The sequence below is a fragment of the Rhodococcus sp. BP-316 genome (assembly GCF_019836105.1).
Classification (GTDB): Bacteria; Actinomycetota; Actinomycetes; order Mycobacteriales; family Mycobacteriaceae; genus Rhodococcoides.
Genome location: NZ_JABUEE010000011.1, coordinates 1 through 17062 on the forward strand (window position 1 = coordinate 1; position 17062 = coordinate 17062).

Sequence of the window (17062 nt, forward strand, 5' to 3'; positions counted from 1 at the left end):
GGTCCGGGGTTCGGGGTGTGCGCCCGAATGGGGTTGTGCGGTGGTCACGGGTGCTCCTACGTGTCGGGAGATACTCGGATGACGGTAGTGAGACCACCATCACACCGATACGGCGTGGCGCCGATCACACGCCGAGCAGCGCGCCGGTGCGCCGAACGGTCTGCCGGGCGGGACGAACGGTCGTGCCGCTCACTGCTTGCGCAGTCGCTCCACGCCCAGACCGAGGCGTTCGGGTGCGTGCATGGCCGACATGATGCGGCCGATGTCCAGCGGTATCGAGGACCGAGTCGCCAGCGACACTGTCACCATGACGGCGAAGGCGAGGGGCACGCTGACCGCCGCCGGGTAGCCGACGATCGCCGCGGCCCACCCACCCAGGAGCTGATCGGACACCCCGCCGAGCACGGCGAGGGATGCGGCGGCCGTGGAGACCCCGCCGCCGACGATCAGCCCCGCGGCGGCCCCGGCGGCGGTGAGACCGCGCCACCAGATGCCGAGCACCAGCAGCGGACAGAGCGTCGACGCCGCGACGGCGAACACGAGCCCGACGGTGCGGGAGAGGTCGAGCGTCACCAACCCGACCGACAGCAGCAGCGGACCGGTGCCGGCCACGATCGCGGCGATCCGGAAGTCGCGCACCCGGCCGCGCAGGACGTCGGTGCTGAGCACTCCGGCGATGGTCACCAGCAGTCCCGACGACGTGGACAGGAACGCCGCCATCGCGCCCGCGGCGACGAGTGCGGCGAGCAGCAGCCCCGGCACCCCGTCGATGGCCGCCGACGGCAGCAGGAGCACGGCCGCGTCGGATGCTCCGGTGATCAGCAACTGGGGAACGTACAGGCGTGCGAACACACCCAGCACCGTCGGGAACAGGTAGAACACCGACAGCAGACCCACCACGGTCAGCGCCGTCCAGCGGGCCGCCGGCCCGTCCGGGTTGGTGTAGAAGCGCACGAGGACGTGGGGCAGCCCCATCGTGCCGAGGAACGTGGCGAGGATCAGCGAGTACACCTGGTACAGCGGGAAGGGACCACCGAAACCGTTGCCGGGCGAGAGCCAGTCGGAGCCCTCGACCGGTGCGCCCGCCACCACGGGGACCGGCGATCCTGCCTCGAGTTCGAGCACCGTGCCCGACTGCAGCGTGTGGTCGCCCGCGTCGAGTGTCGTCGGTCCGTCCACCGCGGCGCCGTCGACGGTGCCGCGGACCACGACGTCGAGGTTCTCCTGCACCTGCACGACGACGTCGGTACTGATGTCGACCGTCGTGGCGGTGTCCACGGACGGCGGTGCGGGGGTGCCCATCTCGCGCGGATCGGCCGCGAAATGCACCGCGAGCACCAGCGCCGGTACCGCGACGGCCGTCAGCTTGAGCCAGTACTGGAACGCCTGGACGAACGTGATGGAGCGCATGCCGCCGCCGACCACGTTGAGGATCACGATCACTCCGATGACAGCCGCGCCGACCCAACTGGGAACGCCGAGAAGGATGTTGAGGGTGAGCCCGGCGCCCTGCAGCTGCGGGACGAGGTACAGCGCGCACACCCCGGCGACCACCAGCATGGCCAACGTGCGGAGCCGCGCCGAACCGAGGCGGAACTCGGCGAAGTCCGGCACCGTGTACGCACCGGACCGTCGCAGCGGCGCCGAGACGAACAGCAACAGCCCGAGATACCCGGCCGTGAAGCCCACCGGGTACCACAGTGCGTCGGCACCGTACTTGGCGATCAGGCCCGCGACCCCGAGAAACGATGCGGCCGAGAGGTACTCACCGGACACGGCCGCGGCGTTCCACCGCGGACCCACGCTACGGGAGGCGACGAGGAAGTCGGAGGTGGTGCGCGCCAACCGGACTCCGTAAGCGCCCACCGCGACCGTGGCCACCGCCGAGAAGATGACGGCGAGCACCGTGGGGACGGACACCATCAGCGCGTGCCGGACGTGAGAGCGCCGGCCATCAGTCCTCCACCAGTTCGGTGAACTCCTGCTCGTTGCGCTCGGCCGAACGGACGAAGAGGTACCCGGCGACCAGCAGGACCGGGTACGCGGCGACGGCGAGTGCCCACCACGGAACCCCGATGCCGGCGATGCGTGCGGTACCCGCGGCCGGCGCGAACACCCACACCAGCGGGACGATGCCGAGGATCAGGACCACGACGGCCGCGGTGCGCAACGCGAGCGCCAACTGTGCGCGGACCAGGCCGTTGATCATGGCCTCGCCCACCTCGGTCTGCTCCTGGACCTCCACCCGGGTGCGCACGATGCGTGCGCCGCGGCGCTGGGCCAACACCACCTTCTCTCGCTGCGCCGCCATCTCAGGAACGGTGCTGTCCGGCGAGTGCCGCTCGTGGGCCGCGGACGAGCCGATCGCGGAGTTCGCGGGTGTGGCGACGGCTCACCGGGAGCTCGACGGGTGGGCAGGCACCCGTGCCGCGCAGGCAGACCACCAGTCCGGACCCGACGGTGCGGGTCCCCCCGACCTGGCCGACGGACACGAGGTACGACCGATGGACGCGCAGGAATCCGTGGTCGGCCCAGCGGGACTCCAGCGTCGAGAGGGCGATCCGCACCAGGTGGGTGCCGGTCGTCGTGTGCAGCCGGGCGTAGTCGCCCTCGGCCTCCACCCAGACGACGGTGGACCGCGGCACCATCGTCGTCACACCGCCGAGCTCCACCGGGATCACGTCGTCCTGGTCGCTGCGCCCCGCGGGACCCGGTACCGCGCCGGACCTCTTGTCGACGACGCGGCGGACAGCGTCGGACAGGCGCTGGTCGCGGATCGGCTTGAGGAGGTAGTCGACGGCCCCGATCTCGAAGGCGGCGACGGCGCGATCGTCGTGGGCGGTCACGAAGACGACCGCCGGCGGTGAGGCGAAGTTGCTCAGCACTCCGGCCAGTTCCATGCCGTCGAGTCCGGGCATGTCGATGTCGAGAAAGACACCGTCGACCGGCGCGTCGCGCAGGATGCGCAGCGCCGTGGTGGCGTCGCTCGCTCCCTCGACCGATCCGACCGCCGGGTGGCGGCGCAGCAGGTAGACGAGTTCGTCCAGGGCCGGCCGCTCGTCGTCCACGGCGAGCAGCCGCAGGGGCCGGTCGGCAGCGGCGGGCGTGGTCGCCTCGGTGGCATGGGTGGGGCTCATGGCGTCTTCATCGTGCCATGTCGCGCGCGCACGTCAGGGCCGGATGCCTGCCCGAAATTTCGGGATCCGCATACTCACCTTGGTGCCGGCGTCCGGCGCGGTCTCCACCACCAGGCCGTAGTCGTTGCCGAAGGCGGCGCGCAACCGGTCGTCGACGTTGGCGAGTCCGACGTGCACCCCCTCCTCCGATCCCAGGTCGCCGGAGCGCAGCAGTTCCGGATCCATGCCGACACCGTCGTCCTCGATGCTGATGGCCGCGTCCGTACCCGCGTCCGCCGCGATCACGGTGATACGGCCGCGGCCCCGGCCTGCGACGCCGTGGCGCACCGCGTTCTCGACGAGGGGCTGCAGCGCCAGGAACGGCAACACCACTCCGAGTACCTCGGGAGCGATCTGCACCGTCACGTCGAGGGAGTCACCGAAACGCGCGCGCTCGAGCGTGAGGTACCGGTCGATGTTGCGGAGCTCGTCGGAGAGCACCGTGAACTCCCCCGCCGTGCGGAACGAGTAGCGCGTGAAGTCGGCGAACTCGAGGACCAACTCGCGCGCACGATCGGGATCGGTCCGCACGAACGACGCGATGGTCGTCAGGGCGTTGTAGATGAAGTGCGGGCTGATCTGGGCGCGCAGCGCCCGGACCTCGGCCCGGTCGAGGCGTGCTCTGCTCGCGTCGAGTTCGGCCAGCTCGACCTGCTCGCCGACGTACCGCGCGACCTCGGTGCAGGCCCCGAGAAGACCGGGACCGGGTTCCTCCAGCGTGACCACGCCCAGCACGCAGACCACGCCGGCGCCCTCGGTGAGGACCGGCTGCACCACCACCGAACGTGCCGGGGCGTCTGCGGTCGCGGCGGTGCGCAGCAGCACCCGACGCTCGGTGTCGACGGCGCGGCGGGCGACCACGGGGAACTCGTCCAGGGTCCCGTCGACGGGACCGTCGTGGCCCAACACCGTCCCGTCCGGTCCCGCCAGGACGACGGCGGCGGCACCGGTCAGCGTGCGAAGGTGCGGCGCCGCCTCCGACGCGGACGCGGCGTCGAGGCCCCGCCGCAACGGGCGTGCCGCGAGCGACGCGGTGTGCAGCGCGGCGTGCACCGCGCGTTCGGTGGGCGTGGTCAGCGGGCGCGTCCCCCGGCGCGTGATGACGACGACCGCACCGGCGACGACCGCGGCCATCACCAACAGGACGACCGCCGTGGTGGCTGTCACGGCACCTGATCACACGTGTTCGTCGGTTGTCCGGTTCCCGCGAACCGCTGGGTGATCCAGTCGATGCCCTCGATGTTGGCGGCCGAGTCGGCGTGGCCCTGGTCCGCCCGGACCCGGTAGTCGATGACGTCGCCCTGCGCGCACGCTCGGCGGGACGCGTCCTCGGTCCACTGCGGCAGGATGAGATCGTCTCGCGAGCCGACCAGCACCATCATCGGCGCCGCGGCCCGTCCCTGCGGTAAGGCGTTGTCCGACAACCACTCTCGAATGGCGGCGTACGCCTCCGGCGAGCTGGGGCGCACGTCGTCCGGTCCGATGGATCCCGCGGCCGTCAACTTCCCGGCGGCCAGGGGTCCCGTGCAGGCCAACAGGACGTCCTTGTTCTCCAGCAGTCCGCCGCTGAGGAAGTCCGCGTCGGTGTACTCCGGATGGTCCACGAGGAAGCCCTCGACGACGAACGGCATGATCGCCTTCTGCGGCAACGTGAGCTGCCCCAGTCCGGACTCCGGGGCGATCGGGCTGATGTCCGCGGCCGGGGACAGGTTGGCCGATCCCAGGAACTCGAGCCCGTCGCCGTACTCCGCGGCCATCTCGGCGGCGGCCCAGGTGGCCTGCCCACCCTGCGACACGCCCAGCGCCGCCCAGCGAGTCCCGCTGCCGGGCGCCACGTTCCGCGCTGCGCGGACAGCGTCGATGATGTCGTGGCCGGCCGACGGGGCGTTCAGGTACGGATGCGGATCGTCGGTTCCCAGGCCCTCGTAGTCCGTCACCGCGACGACGGCGCCGCGTTCGAGCATCGGCGTGACCAGGCCGATGGAGCCGAGCAGATTGGGATAGAGGGACGGTGCGCACTCGTCGGTCACACCCGTCGTGCCGTGCCCGACGGACACGACCGGCCATCCCCCCCCGGGCGGTGCGCCGGCCGGGACGAACACCGTGCCCGTGACGTCGACACCGCCGCCGTCCACCCCGGACGTCGAGCGGTACGTGATGCGGTGCGCCGTGGCGCCGAGATTGGTGACCGCCTGGTCGACCTGACCGAGGAGCACGTCGGCGACCAGCGAGCCGCGCTCGTCGCCCGTGGGGGCAGGAGAGCGGGGTGCCGCGTCGGTGGTCGCGTCGTTCCCCGGGGTGGGCGCGGGATCCGAGGACGCACATCCCGACAGCATCAGCATCGACGCCGCCAGTGCCGATCCCAGCAGGACCGGGACCCTGCCGCGCAGTCCTGGTCTCGAACCGATCCTGCACACGTTCACTCTCGACCTCTTTCCGCCATGAATCGCTGCAACCGTGTCTCGGTGGCGGCCTGCTCGATGTCGAGCCCGTCCAGAACCGCAGCGAGAACCTCGTCGTCGAGGTCCCCCGCGTCGCGTGCGGCGAGCAACGCCTCGCGCTGTCGCCGCAGTGCGGTGCGCCGCCATCGATCGAACACCGCGCCGGAGGACCGCGCCCGCGCGGCCCTCTCCTGATCGTCCTCGTCCTGCTCCGTCCGGAGTCGGCCCAGCATCACGCGGCGCACCCGATCGACGACCTCGGCGGCCTCGGTTCCCTCGACCTTCGTCATCGCCTCGTCGAGCGACTCCTCGACCGCACGGCGGGCGATCTGCCGAGCGAGTGCGCGCTGCTCGTCGAGATGCCGGGCCTCGTCCGGGTCGGAGATGTCCAGCCGTCGGATCACCAGCGGCAATGTCACCCCCTGGATCAGCAGGGTTCCGACGGCCACGGTGAAGGCGATGGCCTGGATGACTCCGCGCCCCGGGAAGTCGTCCCCCGCGAGAGTGGTGAAGGGGACACCGGCGGCCGCCGCGAGGGTCACCACTCCGCGCATCCCGGCCCAGGACAGGACGACGTTCTGGCGCCAGGTCAGTTCCGCGTCCTCGGTCGATCGAGCCCGGTGGTAGACGCGTCGCAGCGCCGAGCCGGCGAACAGCATCACCGGACGCACTGCCATGACGAGCGCGAGGACCAGCAGTCCGTACAGGAAGATGTGGTGGACGGGCAGCCCCTCGCGGCTGATGTCGTCGATGACGAACTCGAGCTGCAAGCCCATGTAGGCGAAGACGAAGGTCTCGAGGAGCAGATCGAGCGTCGGCCAGACGTGCCGCTCCTGGATGCGCGTCGGGATCGCGTCGCCGCTGCGCGCCGAACCGAGCACGAATCCGGCGGTGACGACGGCGAGCACACCCGAGGCGTGGATCTGCTCCGCGGCGAGGTAGGCGGTGAAGGGAACGAGGATGCCCAGCACGGTCTCCAGCGCGCTGTCCGCCATGCGGCTGCGGACGAAGCGCACGAGTCGGCTGAGCGCGTATCCCACAGCGACGCCGCCCACGACCTCGTAGACGAAGAACAGGAGCGGCGAGTCGATGCCGACCCGGCTCCCCGTCACGGAGGCGACCGTGATGGTGAACAGGGTCAGCGCCGCCGCGTCGTTGACGAGTGATTCGCCGGTGAGGATCGCCATCATGCGCGCGGGCAGCCCCAGCTTGCGCCCCACGGCCACCGCCGCGACGGCGTCCGGCGGCGCGACCACGGCGCCGAGGACCAGGGCGGCGCCCAGTGTCAGCTCCGGGACGAGCCAGTACGAGAAGTACCCCACCGAGACGGTCGTGATGACGACGAGACCGACGCCGAGCCGGACGATGGAGCGGAAGTTGTGCGCGAAGGAGCGGAACGAGAAGTTCAACGCTGTCGAGTACAGCAGGGGCGGAAGGATCACGCCCAGAAGGAGTTCGGGTTCGAGAGCGGGACGCGGCAGCCCGGGGACGAACGAGGCGACCGACCCGACGGCGACGAGAACGAGGGGCACCTGCAGATCGAGGCGCTTGGCGAAGCCGGCGATGACGACGGCCCCGACGATCACCAGAAGCAGGAGCCACCCGTCCATCGACTCGACTACCGCGCGGGTCTGCTACTTCTCGGGGATCGCCTTCTTGGCGGCGTCCTGGACCTTGTCGATCTTGTCGGCGTACTTGCCCTGCGTCTTCTTGTCGGCGAAGTCCGCTGCCTTGTCCACGGCCTTCTCGATCTTGTCACTGTTCTGAGCGGCGGCCTTCTTGCCCTGGCCGATCAGCTTCTTGAGGTTGTCCACGAGTGCCATGGTCGTCACGATACCGCGCCGGACCACCAACGCCGGTGCGGGAGAGGACGCGCGAGATCGACTCGCTGGCCCGGCATCGGCACCACCACCGAGATCCGCTCCGCCTCGGCGGCCGTCAGCAGCCGCTCCACGGGTTCGGACCACGGGTGGAACGCGAGGTTGAAGGTCGCCCAGTGGACGGGCACGACGATGCCGGAGGACGGGGTGCCCTGCTGCAGGTCACCGTGCGACCGCGCCGCCTCCTCGGGGTTCATGTGGATGTCCGGCCACCGGTCGTCGTAGGCGCCGACGGGAAGCAGGGTCACGTCGAACGGACCGAGCCGCGCGCCGATGTCCGCGAACGCCTCGGTGTAGCCGGTGTCGCCGCCGAAGAAGGCCCGGTGCTCCGGACCCACCACCGACCACGACGCCCACTGCGTGGTGTCGCGCACCAGGGACCGGCCCGAGAAGTGTCGCGCCTCCAGGCACGTGACGGTGAGCGATCCGATGCGGACGTCGTCGTTCCAGTCGAGCTCGACGATCCGGTCCTCGGGAACCTTCCAGCGGCGCAGATGGGCGCCCACCCCCAGCGGCACCAGGAACGGTGCCGACTGCGACGTGAGCAGCGTGGCCACCGTGTCACGGTCGAGGTGGTCGTAGTGATCGTGCGAGATGACGATGGCGTCGACCTGCGGAAGCGCCTCGGCCGCAACGGGTACCGGGTGCAATCTGGCCGGTCCGAGAACCCGCGACGGTGAGACCCGCCGGCTCCAGACCGGATCGGTGAGCACGCGGTGACCGTCGATCTCGACGACCACCGAGGAGTGCCCGAACCAGGTGACGGCCAGGTCCCCGGCCTCCGCCGGCGCGAGCGGGGTGGCCAACGGCACGGCGCGCTCGGGTCGTCCCGAGCGGCCGCGCGTGAGCATCGCGGCTCCGATGCTCGCCTGCTCCCCCGCCGCGACCGGCGAGCTGCTGCGAGTGTTGTGGAACTTGCGGTCCCGGTAGTGCGAGGACGCGGCGGCGTACGGACGGATGGCACCGCGTCCGGCGCCGACGGCGGACGGCACACCCCACGCCGCGCGCGCGAGCCAGGACAACCCTGCGGCGGCGAGCCCGATGGACACTGCTGCGGTGGCTGGTTTCACGCCTCCGACACTAGTCCACGGTTGATGTGTACCGACTTCACAAGTATCGGCTCACGTCTGTTCCGGCAGGATGTGCTCCCCCGTCTTGTCGGTGCTCAGCGACAGCGACGAGATGTAGAGCGTCTCCCCGTTCGGCCCCTTCTTGGCCGACGCGATCATGTCCGGCCGCTCGAACTCCATTCCCGACACCGAGCACAGCAGCGTCGCGTCGGACGGGTTGCCGTACTCGTCGAACATCGGCAGGTCGATGCCGTCGTCGGTGCGCCGCAGGTAGTACTTGCCCTTGGTCGCGATCGCCAGCACGGGCGGCAGCACGATCGCCAGTACCAGCGCCACGATGGGCGAGTACGGCTTGATCGCCGGCCCGAACGCCCCGAAGAACACGAGGATGGACAGGATCGCGGACACCGCCATGGAACCGAAACCGACGGGGTTCACCGCGTAGAGCATCCCCCTGCGGAACTCCGGCACCTTCGGGGACAGCTTCAGCAGGTACTTGTTGAACACGATGTCGGAGGCGACCACCGCGATCCAGGCGATACCGCAGTTCGCGTAGAACCCGAGGATGTTGTTGAGGAAGTCGAACATGTTGGCTTCCATCAGGATCAACGCGATCGCGAGGTTGAACAGCACGAAGACCAGTCGTCCGGGGTAGGACTTGGTGACGCGGGTGTACGAGTTGGTCCACGCCAGGGAGCCCGAGTATGCGTTGGTCACGTTGATCTTGATCTGCGAGATGACCACGAGCACCACGGCGAGGGTCATGGCGAGCCAGCCCGGCATGAAGTTCTCGTAGATCTCGAGGAACTGGTGCACCGGCTCGTTGGCGATCGACGATCCGTCGACCACGTTCGCGATGAGGTACACGGCGAGGAAGAGTCCGACGATCTGCTTGAGCGCACCGAAGATGACCCAGCCCGGCCCCGCGAGCAGGACGGCCGTCCACCAGCGACGCGAGTTCTCCGGCGTCTTGGGCGGCATGAAGCGCAGGTAGTCGATCTGCTCCGCGATCTGAGCGATCAACGAGAGGCAGACACCCGCGGCCAGCATGACGGATCCGAGGTTCACACCGGTGCCGGCGGCACCGTCGGCACCCCCGTAGGCCATGAACTGACCGATGGAGTCGGGGTTGCTCACCACGAGATAGACGAACGGCAGCACCATGAGGATCAGCCACAGCGGGGTCGTCCACACCTGCAGTGTGGCGAGCGCCTTCATGCCGTAGATGACCAACGGGATGACCATCAGGGTGGACACCGCGTACCCGATGGGCAGCGGGATGTTCAGCCCCAGTTCGAGGCCCTGGGCCATGATCGACCCTTCGAGCGCGAAGAAGATGAACGTGAACGTCGCGAAGATGACGTTGGTGACCACCGACCCGTAGTAGCCGAATCCGCTTCCGCGCGTGATCAGATCGAGGTCGATGTTGTAGCGCGCCGCGTAGTAGGCGAGCGGCAGACCCGTCAGGAAGATGACGACGGCGAACACCAGGATTCCCCACAGCGCGTTGCCGGTGCCGTAGGAGATGCCGATGTTGGCGCCGATCGCGAAGTCCGCGAGATAGGCGATTCCGCCGAGAGCCGACGTCGCCACGACGCCGGTCCCCCACTTGCGGTAGCTGCGCGGGGCGAAGCGCAGCGTGTAGTCCTCGAGCGTCTCCTTCAGTGCCGCCGACTGCTTCTGACTGTCGGACGTGAGCGTGGAGTCGGGTGGAACGTCTCCGAGAGCGGTCATGGTCGGGTGCCTCCGGTCGTGTCGCACGCCGTGGCGGCGCGATGCGAGATGACCGTAGGAACGCTGTGTTGCCGGACTGTACGCACTCTGTGTCGAGTGCGTTACGTGGTGCCGGGGTGTCGCCTTTGTCCGAATCGGCAGGTCAGCGACCCCGATGTCGTCACTGGCCCTGGAAGACCGGGCGTCGCTTCTCCTTGCGCGCGATCCGCGCCTCCACGGCGTCGTTGCTCGCCCAGGCGGCCGCGAACGCGTCGAGCTGCGTGGCGTTCGCCTCGTCACGTGTGCCGTCGTCGTTGAAGACGAGTTTGAGGTGACGCAGCGACAGTGGCGCCAGCTGCGCGATCTCCTCGGCCCACGCGTGCGCGACGTCGAGATCGCCGAGTTTGTTGGCCAGTCCGCACGCCAGCGCCTGCTCGGCGGACAACTGCTCGGCACCCAGGAGCACCGTCCGGGCGGGACCGCCGCCGGCCAGCGACACCAGCCGCTTGACGGTCCAGTTGTCCACGGCGATGGCCAACCGGGTGGAGGGAATGGCGAAGAAGGCGCCCGAGTCGACCACCCGCAGGTCTGCGGCGATGGCCAACTGCGTACCCGCACCCACAGCAGGCCCGTTCACGGCGGCGATGACCGGGACCGACACGGTCTGGAGCGCGCGGTTCATCGACAGCAGCGCCTCGGGGAACTCGTCGGCGATGGCTTCGCCCGACAGATCGGCGCCCGCGCAGAAGCTCGTGCCCTCGCCGGTGATCACGACGACGCGGGTGCCGTCCGCCTCGGCACCCTCCACCGCCTCACGCACTTCGGTGCACAGAGCCGTGTTCAGAGCGTTGCGGCGCTCCGGTCGCTGCAGTTCCACGGTGAGAACCGCGCCGTTCCTGGTGATACCAATGGTCACGTTGTGTCTTCTCTCTGCGTGGAACGAAGTGTTCTGTGAGACCCCCTTACGCGAATTTACCGGGTGCGGAGCCCTGACTGGTGTACTGGACGGGTGCAACACGTCGACGTCGCAGTGATCGGTGCCGGGCAGGCCGGTCTGTCCGCGGCCTATTTCCTGCAGCGAGCGGGGCTGCGGGCATGGGACGACTACGTCGTGCTCGACGGTGCGCCGGCTCCCGGTGGGGCGTGGCAGTTCCGCTGGCCCTCCCTGACCCTCGAGACCGTCAACGGCGTGCACGACCTCCCGGGCATGGCCTTCGCGGACACGCTGGCACCCGACGTCGACCCCGCTCACGTGCCCGCGTCGTCGGCGGTGCCCGAGTACTACGCGGCGTACGAGAAGCACTTCGCGCTGCCCGTGCGGCGGCCGGGACGGGTGTCGGTCGTCTGCGACCGGGACGAGACGACGATGCGGTACCGGGTGGAGGCCGAGCAGGGCGACGTCCACGCACGGGGCTTGATCAACTGCACCGGCACCTGGGAGCACCCGTTCGTCCCGCGCTACCCCGGCATGGAGACGTTCACGGGGCGCCAACTGCACACGCGCGACTACACCTCGGCGGAGGAGTTCCGCGGCGAGCACGTCGTCGTCGTCGGAGGCGGGATCTCCGCGGTGCAGTTGCTCGACGAGATCTCACGCGTGACCACCACGACGTGGGTGACCCGCCGCGAGCCCGTCTTCCTCGAGCGGGACTTCACACCCGAGGTGGGCCGCGCTGCCGTCGGGCAGGTCGAGGATCGAGTGCGCCGCGGACTGCCGCCAGGATCGGTGGTGTCGGTGACCGGTCTGATCCTCACCCCCAGCTTGCGCGAGGCCCGCGATCGCGGCGTCCTGGTACGGCGGCCCATGTTCGCGGAGGTCACACCCGACGGAGTGCGGTGGGACGACGGCACCGCCACCCGGGCGGACGTCATCCTGTGGGCCACCGGGTTTCGCAGCGCGCTCGATCACCTCGCGCCACTCCGACTGCGCGGGCCGGGCGGCGGCATCACGATGACCGGCGCGTCGGCCACTCGAGTGGCCGCGCGGCCCAGCGTCCATCTGATCGGATACGGTCCGTCGGCCAGCACCATCGGCGCCAACCGTGCGGGACGCACGGCCGTGCGGGAACTACTTCAGGAGCTGGGCGAGACGTGAGTGCCGTGGTCCGTGTCGACGACCTGTCCGCCTATCGCGGCGAGCGCACGCTGTTCGACGGTCTCGACCTCACCGTCGGACCCGGCGACGTCGTCGGGCTGGTCGGCGCGAACGGCGCCGGCAAGTCGACGCTGCTCGGCCTGCTGGCGGGCACGGCGACCGGAATCGACCACGACGGCACGGTCACGCTCACCCCGTCGGACGCCACCGTCGGCCACCTGGCGCAGGAGGTCTCCCGCGTTCCCGGTGAGACCGTCGAGATGTTCCTGCAGCGCCGCACCGGAGTGCGCGCGGCCGAGGACGCGATGAACGCGGCGGCGGAGACGCTCGGCGACGCGAGCGCGTCGGACGATCTCTACACACCGGCACTGGAGCGGTGGTTGGCGCTCGGCGGCGCCGATCTGCCCGAGCGAGCCGAGTCGGTGCTCGCCGGCCTGGGCCTGGACGCGGCGCTCGACACCGAGATGTCCGCCCTGTCCGGTGGGCAGGCGGCCCGCGCATCACTCGCGGGAATCCTGTTGGCGCGCTATGACGTCCTGCTTCTCGACGAGCCCACCAACGATCTGGATCTCGCGGGACTGGACCAGCTCGAGAACTTCGTGACGAGTACCCAGTGCGCCGTGATGATCGTCAGTCACGATCGTGAGTTCCTGGCGCGCACCGTCACCGGCATCGTCGAGCTGGACCTGGCGCAGCAGCAGATAGCGGTCTACGACGGCGGGTACGAGGCCTACCTCGTCGAGCGCGACGTGGCGCGTCGTCACGCACGGGAAGAGTTCGAGCAGTACGCCGACACCAGGTCCGGGCTCGAGGATCGCGCTCGGATGCAACGGAACTGGCTCGAGCACGGCGTGCGGAACGCTCGACGCAAGAGCAAGGACAACGACAAGGCGAGCCGGAAGGTCCGCGCCGAATCGACGGAGAAGCAAGCCGCGAAGGCGCGCCAGACCCAGCGACGCATCGAACGGCTCGACGTCGTCGAGGAGCCGCGCAAGGAGTGGGAACTGCGCATGGAGATCGCGGCGGCGCCCCGCAGCGGCAGCGTCGTGGTCTCCGTGAACTCCGCCGTCGTGGAGCGGGGGACGTTCCGGCTCGGGCCGGTGACGGCACAGATCGACGCTGGGGACCGCATCGTCGTCACCGGCGCCAACGGCTCGGGCAAGACCACCCTGCTGCACCTGTTGCTGGGCCGCATCACGCCGACCAGTGGATCCGTGAGCACCGGCTCCGGAGTCGAGATCGGCGAGATGGACCAGGCGCGTTCGGCTTTCGACGGACCCGACTCGGTCGCCGACGCGCTGGCAGCCTCCGTTCCGGACTGGCCGGACGCCGACGTCCGCACACTCCTGGCGAAGTTCGGTCTCCGCGGACAGGCCGCCCTGCGGCCGTCGGCATCCCTGTCCCCCGGCGAGCGCACCCGAGCGGGACTCGCTCTGCTGCAGGCCCGCGGGGTGAACCTGCTGGTCCTCGACGAGCCCACCAACCACCTCGACGTCCCCGCCATCGAGCAGCTCGAATCGGCACTGGAGACCTACGAGGGAACGATGCTCCTGGTCACCCACGACCGGCGGATGCTCGACTCGGTGCGCAGCACGCGCCGGTGGACCGTCGCGCAGGGCGTTCTGCACCAGGACTGAGCGATCGTGTGGTTCAGCGCGCGCTCGCCCGAACAGCGCTGCCCACGGTATTGACACATCGTTGGGTTTATACAACACTTCGATATATGAGTCCGGTCAAACGCGGGACCACACTCCCCATCCACAACCGCATCGGTGTGCTGCGCGCCGAGCGTCGGATGACCCGCGCCCAGCTCGCGGAACTCGTCGACGTCAACCCGCAGACGGTCGGCGCACTCGAACGCGGTGACCACTACCCGAGCCTCGATCTCGCGATGCGCATCTGCGACGTGTTCGGGCTGCCGATCGAGGCGGTGTTCTCGCGTACCGAGTTCGCGCCGCTGTCCACCGAGGTCTACCGGCGCACCCGGCCGGAGGAAGGAACACCACGATGAGCGACACCGTTCTGGACCGCTACCAGGCGTTCCGCACCCGTCGATACCTGCAGAACGAGGCGCGGTACGCGCACTACCTCCCCGGCTGGCGCACCCGGTCGCGGCGCCGGCTGCTGGTGTGGATACTGGTCGCCGCGCTCGTGGCTCTGGTGGCGTCGTCCGTGTTCATCCTCGTCGGACCCGAATGGGCACCTCTCACCTGGCTACCGGGCGCGATCGTCATGTGCGTGTCGTGGACGACGCTGCAGATCGTCACCGGCCGCCGTAGCGACGCTCCCGCCGATGCGCTGGACGAGTGGGACCTGCAACGGCGCAACGCGGCTCGCTCCATCGGGTTCTCGATCACCCAGGGCGTGGTGACGGTTCCGGCACTGGCACTGGTGTGGGCGACGACGTTCATCGACGATCCCCGACTGGCACTCGGTGGCGGCTTCATCATACTGAGTGGTCTAATTGTGGGGAGCTGCTCTCCGGGCATCATCCTCGCCTGGACGGCGCCGATCGACGATCCGGACGAATTCCCCACTCTCCCATCACACTCCCCCGAGGAAGGACCAGCATGAGCGGCTCGACTCTCGAGATCGACGACCTGCACAAGAGATACGGCGAGACCGTCGCACTCGACGGCGTCGGGTTCACCGTGAACCCCGGCGAGGTGTTCGGGTTCGTCGGCAGCAACGGTGCCGGCAAGACGACGACGATGCGCATCACCCTCGGCGTGCTGGGAGCCGATTCGGGAGAGGCACGCCTGAACGGGCAGCCCATCGACCTGAACGTTCGCCGCACCATCGGGTACATGCCGGAGGAGCGTGGGCTGTACCCGAAGATGAAGGTGGGGGCGCAGCTGAAGTACCTGGCCGAGCTGCACGGGCTGTCCACGTCGGACGCCTCCGCCGCGGTCGCGACCTGGACCGAGCGCCTCGGCATCGACGGCCGGGTGAACGACACGGTCGATTCACTGTCACTGGGAAACCAGCAGCGAGTCCAGTTGGCCGCAGCCCTGATTCACGATCCCGCCGTCCTGGTGCTGGACGAACCCTTCTCGGGTCTCGACCCCGTGGCCGTCGACACCATGAGCGAGGTGCTTCTCGAGAAGGCCCGCACCGGTGTCCCCGTGCTGTTCTCGAGCCACCAGCTCGATCTGGTGCAGCGCCTGTGCGATCGGGTCGGCATCATCGGTTCCGGCCGGATGAAGGCCGTGGGCAACGTCGACGAACTGCGCGGCAAGTCCGGCACCACCCTCGAGGTGCACGCCCCGGCCGCTCCCGCCGGCTGGGCCGACGCGCTGACCGGGGTCACCACCGTGTCGCACTCCGACGGGCGCACCAGCCTGTCGTTGGCGCCCGAGGCGGACGACCAGGCGGTGCTCGCCGCAGCGCTCGCCACCGGACCCGTGCACGAGTTCGCCCGCAGCACACCGTCCCTGACCGACCTGTACCGAGAGGTAGTGGCATGAGCGAGAAGTCGACCACCCGATCACCGCTCTCGGCGGGACGAGCCATCGCGCTCGTCGCCCGGCGCGAGTTCGACGTCCAGGTCCGGAAGAAGAGCTTCCTGATCTCCAACGCCATCGTGCTGCTGGTCATCGTCGGCGGCATCGTCGCGTTCTCGATCTTCTCCGGCGGCAGCGATTCCGAGGACCGCACGCCCGTCGGCCTGGTCGGTGATCAGGGTCTGTCCCAGACCCTCACCGCGGTGGGCGATCAACTCGGCGCTCCCGTCGAGGTCCGCGAGATCGGGTCGGCGGACGAGGCTCGGACGCAGGTCACCGACGGCGAAGTGGACGTGGCGCTCGTCCCCGGGACCGGCGGCGCGTACACGGCTGTCACCGAGGACACCGTCGACGGCACCCTGAAGGCCGTCATCGACAGCGCGGTCGCCGCGCAGGCGCAGACCGACGCGCTCACCGGGCTGGGAGTCGATCCCGCCGCCGTCACCTCGGCGACCGACGCCGCCACGGTCACGGTCGAGGCCGTCGATCCGCCGGATCCCGCACAGGGTCAGCGACTCGCGCTCAGCTTCATCGCCGTCATCCTGCTGTACGCCCAGATCATCACCTTCGGCATGTACGTCGCGATGGGTGTCGTGGAGGAGAAGTCGTCACGGGTCGTCGAACTGCTCCTCTCCACCGTGCGCCCGCTGCAGTTGCTGTGGGGCAAGGTGATCGGCATCGGTGTGGTCGGACTGGTGCAGCTCACCGCGTACGGCGCCGCCGGCCTGATCGCGGGCACGGCCACCGGCACGCTCACGGTCACCGGTACCGCCGTCAGCGTCTTCGTCTCCACGATCGGCTGGTTCGTGCTGGGCTTCGCGTTCTTCGCGGTGCTCTACGCTGCCGGCGGCTCCATGGTGTCGCGCCAGGAGGACGTCAACTCGACGACCATGCCGCTGCTGATCGTGATCCTGGCGATGTTCTTCGCGGCGTTCTCGTCCATCGACGACCCGGGAGCGACACTGCCGACCGTCCTGTCGTGGATTCCCCCGTTCTCCGCCATCCTCATGCCGCTGCGCATCGCGGCGGGCGTCGCGGACCCGATCCAGATCGTGGGAACCATCGTGCTGATGATCGTCGCCACCCTGGTTCTCGCCGTCGTCGCGGCCAAGATCTACCAGCGCTCCATCCTGCGCATCGGCCGCACGGTGTCCTGGAAGGAGGCGCTCGGGCGCGCCTGATCG

General features: G+C 69.5%; 16 protein-coding genes. 6 read left to right on the top strand and 10 right to left on the bottom strand.

Annotated features, from left to right (window positions below):
- Window positions 1–189: 189 nt before the first annotated feature.
- The 10 genes from HQ312_RS19475 to HQ312_RS19520 form a co-directional block, all read right to left on the bottom strand.
- The gene (locus tag HQ312_RS19475) at window positions 190–1923 is read right to left on the bottom strand and encodes a cation acetate symporter (protein ID WP_056446914.1); all 1734 of its coding nucleotides are present in this window, start codon (window positions 1921–1923) and stop codon (window positions 190–192) included.
- A 31-nt stretch (window positions 1924–1954) separates the two neighbouring features.
- Window positions 1955–2311 carry a hypothetical protein gene (locus tag HQ312_RS19480; RefSeq protein ID WP_027504184.1) on the bottom strand — a complete coding sequence of 119 codons (357 nt, stop codon included), beginning with the start codon at window positions 2309–2311 and terminating at the stop codon, window positions 1955–1957.
- A 1-nt stretch (window position 2312) separates the two neighbouring features.
- Entirely contained in the window at window positions 2313–3137 is an 825-nt protein-coding gene (locus HQ312_RS19485; RefSeq protein ID WP_051612976.1) for a LytTR family DNA-binding domain-containing protein, read from the bottom strand.
- 33 nt (window positions 3138–3170) lie between these two features.
- The gene (locus tag HQ312_RS19490; RefSeq protein ID WP_037184426.1) at window positions 3171–4310 is read right to left on the bottom strand and encodes a sensor histidine kinase; all 1140 of its coding nucleotides are present in this window, start codon (window positions 4308–4310) and stop codon (window positions 3171–3173) included.
- Between the two features lie 29 nt (window positions 4311–4339).
- Entirely contained in the window at window positions 4340–5518 is a 1179-nt protein-coding gene (locus HQ312_RS19495) for a lipase family protein (RefSeq protein ID WP_222641004.1), read from the bottom strand.
- A 77-nt stretch (window positions 5519–5595) separates the two neighbouring features.
- Complete coding sequence (locus HQ312_RS19500) at window positions 5596–7227, bottom strand: Na+/H+ antiporter (RefSeq protein ID WP_222640850.1); 1632 nt, start codon at window positions 7225–7227, stop codon at window positions 5596–5598.
- A 24-nt stretch (window positions 7228–7251) separates the two neighbouring features.
- Window positions 7252–7440 (bottom strand): antitoxin, encoded by a 189-nt coding sequence (locus HQ312_RS19505; RefSeq protein ID WP_042575922.1) that lies wholly within the window; start codon window positions 7438–7440, stop codon window positions 7252–7254.
- 5 nt (window positions 7441–7445) lie between these two features.
- The gene (locus tag HQ312_RS19510; RefSeq protein WP_235578801.1) at window positions 7446–8567 is read right to left on the bottom strand and encodes an MBL fold metallo-hydrolase; all 1122 of its coding nucleotides are present in this window, start codon (window positions 8565–8567) and stop codon (window positions 7446–7448) included.
- Between the two features lie 51 nt (window positions 8568–8618).
- Complete coding sequence (locus HQ312_RS19515; RefSeq protein ID WP_051612977.1) at window positions 8619–10301, bottom strand: cytosine permease; 1683 nt, start codon at window positions 10299–10301, stop codon at window positions 8619–8621.
- Window positions 10302–10461: 160 nt separating this feature from the next.
- Window positions 10462–11196, bottom strand: coding sequence for an enoyl-CoA hydratase (locus HQ312_RS19520; protein ID WP_027504192.1), 735 nt, complete (start codon window positions 11194–11196; stop codon window positions 10462–10464).
- Between the two features lie 93 nt (window positions 11197–11289).
- On the opposite strand from HQ312_RS19520, the gene HQ312_RS19525 reads away from it, so the two are divergent.
- The 6 genes from HQ312_RS19525 to HQ312_RS19550 all read left to right on the top strand — a co-directional run bounded on the left by HQ312_RS19525 (window position 11290) and on the right by HQ312_RS19550 (window position 17059).
- Entirely contained in the window at window positions 11290–12375 is a 1086-nt protein-coding gene (locus tag HQ312_RS19525; protein WP_222640852.1) for an NAD(P)-binding domain-containing protein, read from the top strand.
- Complete coding sequence (locus HQ312_RS19530; protein WP_222640854.1) at window positions 12372–14012, top strand: ABC-F family ATP-binding cassette domain-containing protein; 1641 nt, start codon at window positions 12372–12374, stop codon at window positions 14010–14012. The genes HQ312_RS19525 and HQ312_RS19530 overlap by 4 nt, the downstream gene beginning before the upstream one ends.
- Window positions 14013–14098: 86 nt before the next feature.
- Window positions 14099–14386 carry a helix-turn-helix transcriptional regulator gene (locus HQ312_RS19535; protein WP_204866344.1) on the top strand — a complete coding sequence of 96 codons (288 nt, stop codon included), beginning with the start codon at window positions 14099–14101 and terminating at the stop codon, window positions 14384–14386.
- The gene (locus HQ312_RS19540; protein WP_222640856.1) at window positions 14383–14949 is read left to right on the top strand and encodes a hypothetical protein; all 567 of its coding nucleotides are present in this window, start codon (window positions 14383–14385) and stop codon (window positions 14947–14949) included. The genes HQ312_RS19535 and HQ312_RS19540 overlap by 4 nt, the downstream gene beginning before the upstream one ends.
- On the top strand, window positions 14946–15842 hold the full coding sequence (locus HQ312_RS19545; RefSeq protein WP_027504196.1) for an ABC transporter ATP-binding protein: 897 nt from the start codon (window positions 14946–14948) through the stop codon (window positions 15840–15842). Before HQ312_RS19540 ends, HQ312_RS19545 begins: the two co-directional genes overlap by 4 nt.
- Window positions 15839–17059 carry an ABC transporter permease gene (locus tag HQ312_RS19550; protein ID WP_222640858.1) on the top strand — a complete coding sequence of 407 codons (1221 nt, stop codon included), beginning with the start codon at window positions 15839–15841 and terminating at the stop codon, window positions 17057–17059. The genes HQ312_RS19545 and HQ312_RS19550 overlap by 4 nt, the downstream gene beginning before the upstream one ends.
- Window positions 17060–17062 lie beyond the last annotated feature (3 nt).

What these genes read in the sequence shown, in the direction of transcription:
- HQ312_RS19540 (WP_222640856.1), top strand. Translation starts at nt 14,383, where the DNA reads ATGAGCGACACCGTTCTGGACCGCTACCAGGCGTTCCGCACCCGTCGA.
- HQ312_RS19515 (WP_051612977.1), bottom strand. Translation starts at nt 10,301, where the DNA reads ATGACCGCTCTCGGAGACGTTCCACCCGACTCCACGCTCACGTCCGAC.
- HQ312_RS19485 (WP_051612976.1), bottom strand. Translation starts at nt 3,137, where the DNA reads ATGAGCCCCACCCATGCCACCGAGGCGACCACGCCCGCCGCTGCCGAC.
- HQ312_RS19475 (WP_056446914.1), bottom strand. Translation starts at nt 1,923, where the DNA reads ATGGTGTCCGTCCCCACGGTGCTCGCCGTCATCTTCTCGGCGGTGGCC.
- HQ312_RS19535 (WP_204866344.1), top strand. Translation starts at nt 14,099, where the DNA reads ATGAGTCCGGTCAAACGCGGGACCACACTCCCCATCCACAACCGCATC.
- HQ312_RS19500 (WP_222640850.1), bottom strand. Translation starts at nt 7,227, where the DNA reads ATGGACGGGTGGCTCCTGCTTCTGGTGATCGTCGGGGCCGTCGTCATC.
- HQ312_RS19495 (WP_222641004.1), bottom strand. Translation starts at nt 5,518, where the DNA reads ATGCTGATGCTGTCGGGATGTGCGTCCTCGGATCCCGCGCCCACCCCG.
- HQ312_RS19550 (WP_222640858.1), top strand. Translation starts at nt 15,839, where the DNA reads ATGAGCGAGAAGTCGACCACCCGATCACCGCTCTCGGCGGGACGAGCC.
- HQ312_RS19545 (WP_027504196.1), top strand. Translation starts at nt 14,946, where the DNA reads ATGAGCGGCTCGACTCTCGAGATCGACGACCTGCACAAGAGATACGGC.
- HQ312_RS19480 (WP_027504184.1), bottom strand. Translation starts at nt 2,311, where the DNA reads ATGGCGGCGCAGCGAGAGAAGGTGGTGTTGGCCCAGCGCCGCGGCGCA.
- HQ312_RS19505 (WP_042575922.1), bottom strand. Translation starts at nt 7,440, where the DNA reads ATGGCACTCGTGGACAACCTCAAGAAGCTGATCGGCCAGGGCAAGAAG.
- HQ312_RS19490 (WP_037184426.1), bottom strand. Translation starts at nt 4,310, where the DNA reads ATGGCCGCGGTCGTCGCCGGTGCGGTCGTCGTCATCACGCGCCGGGGG.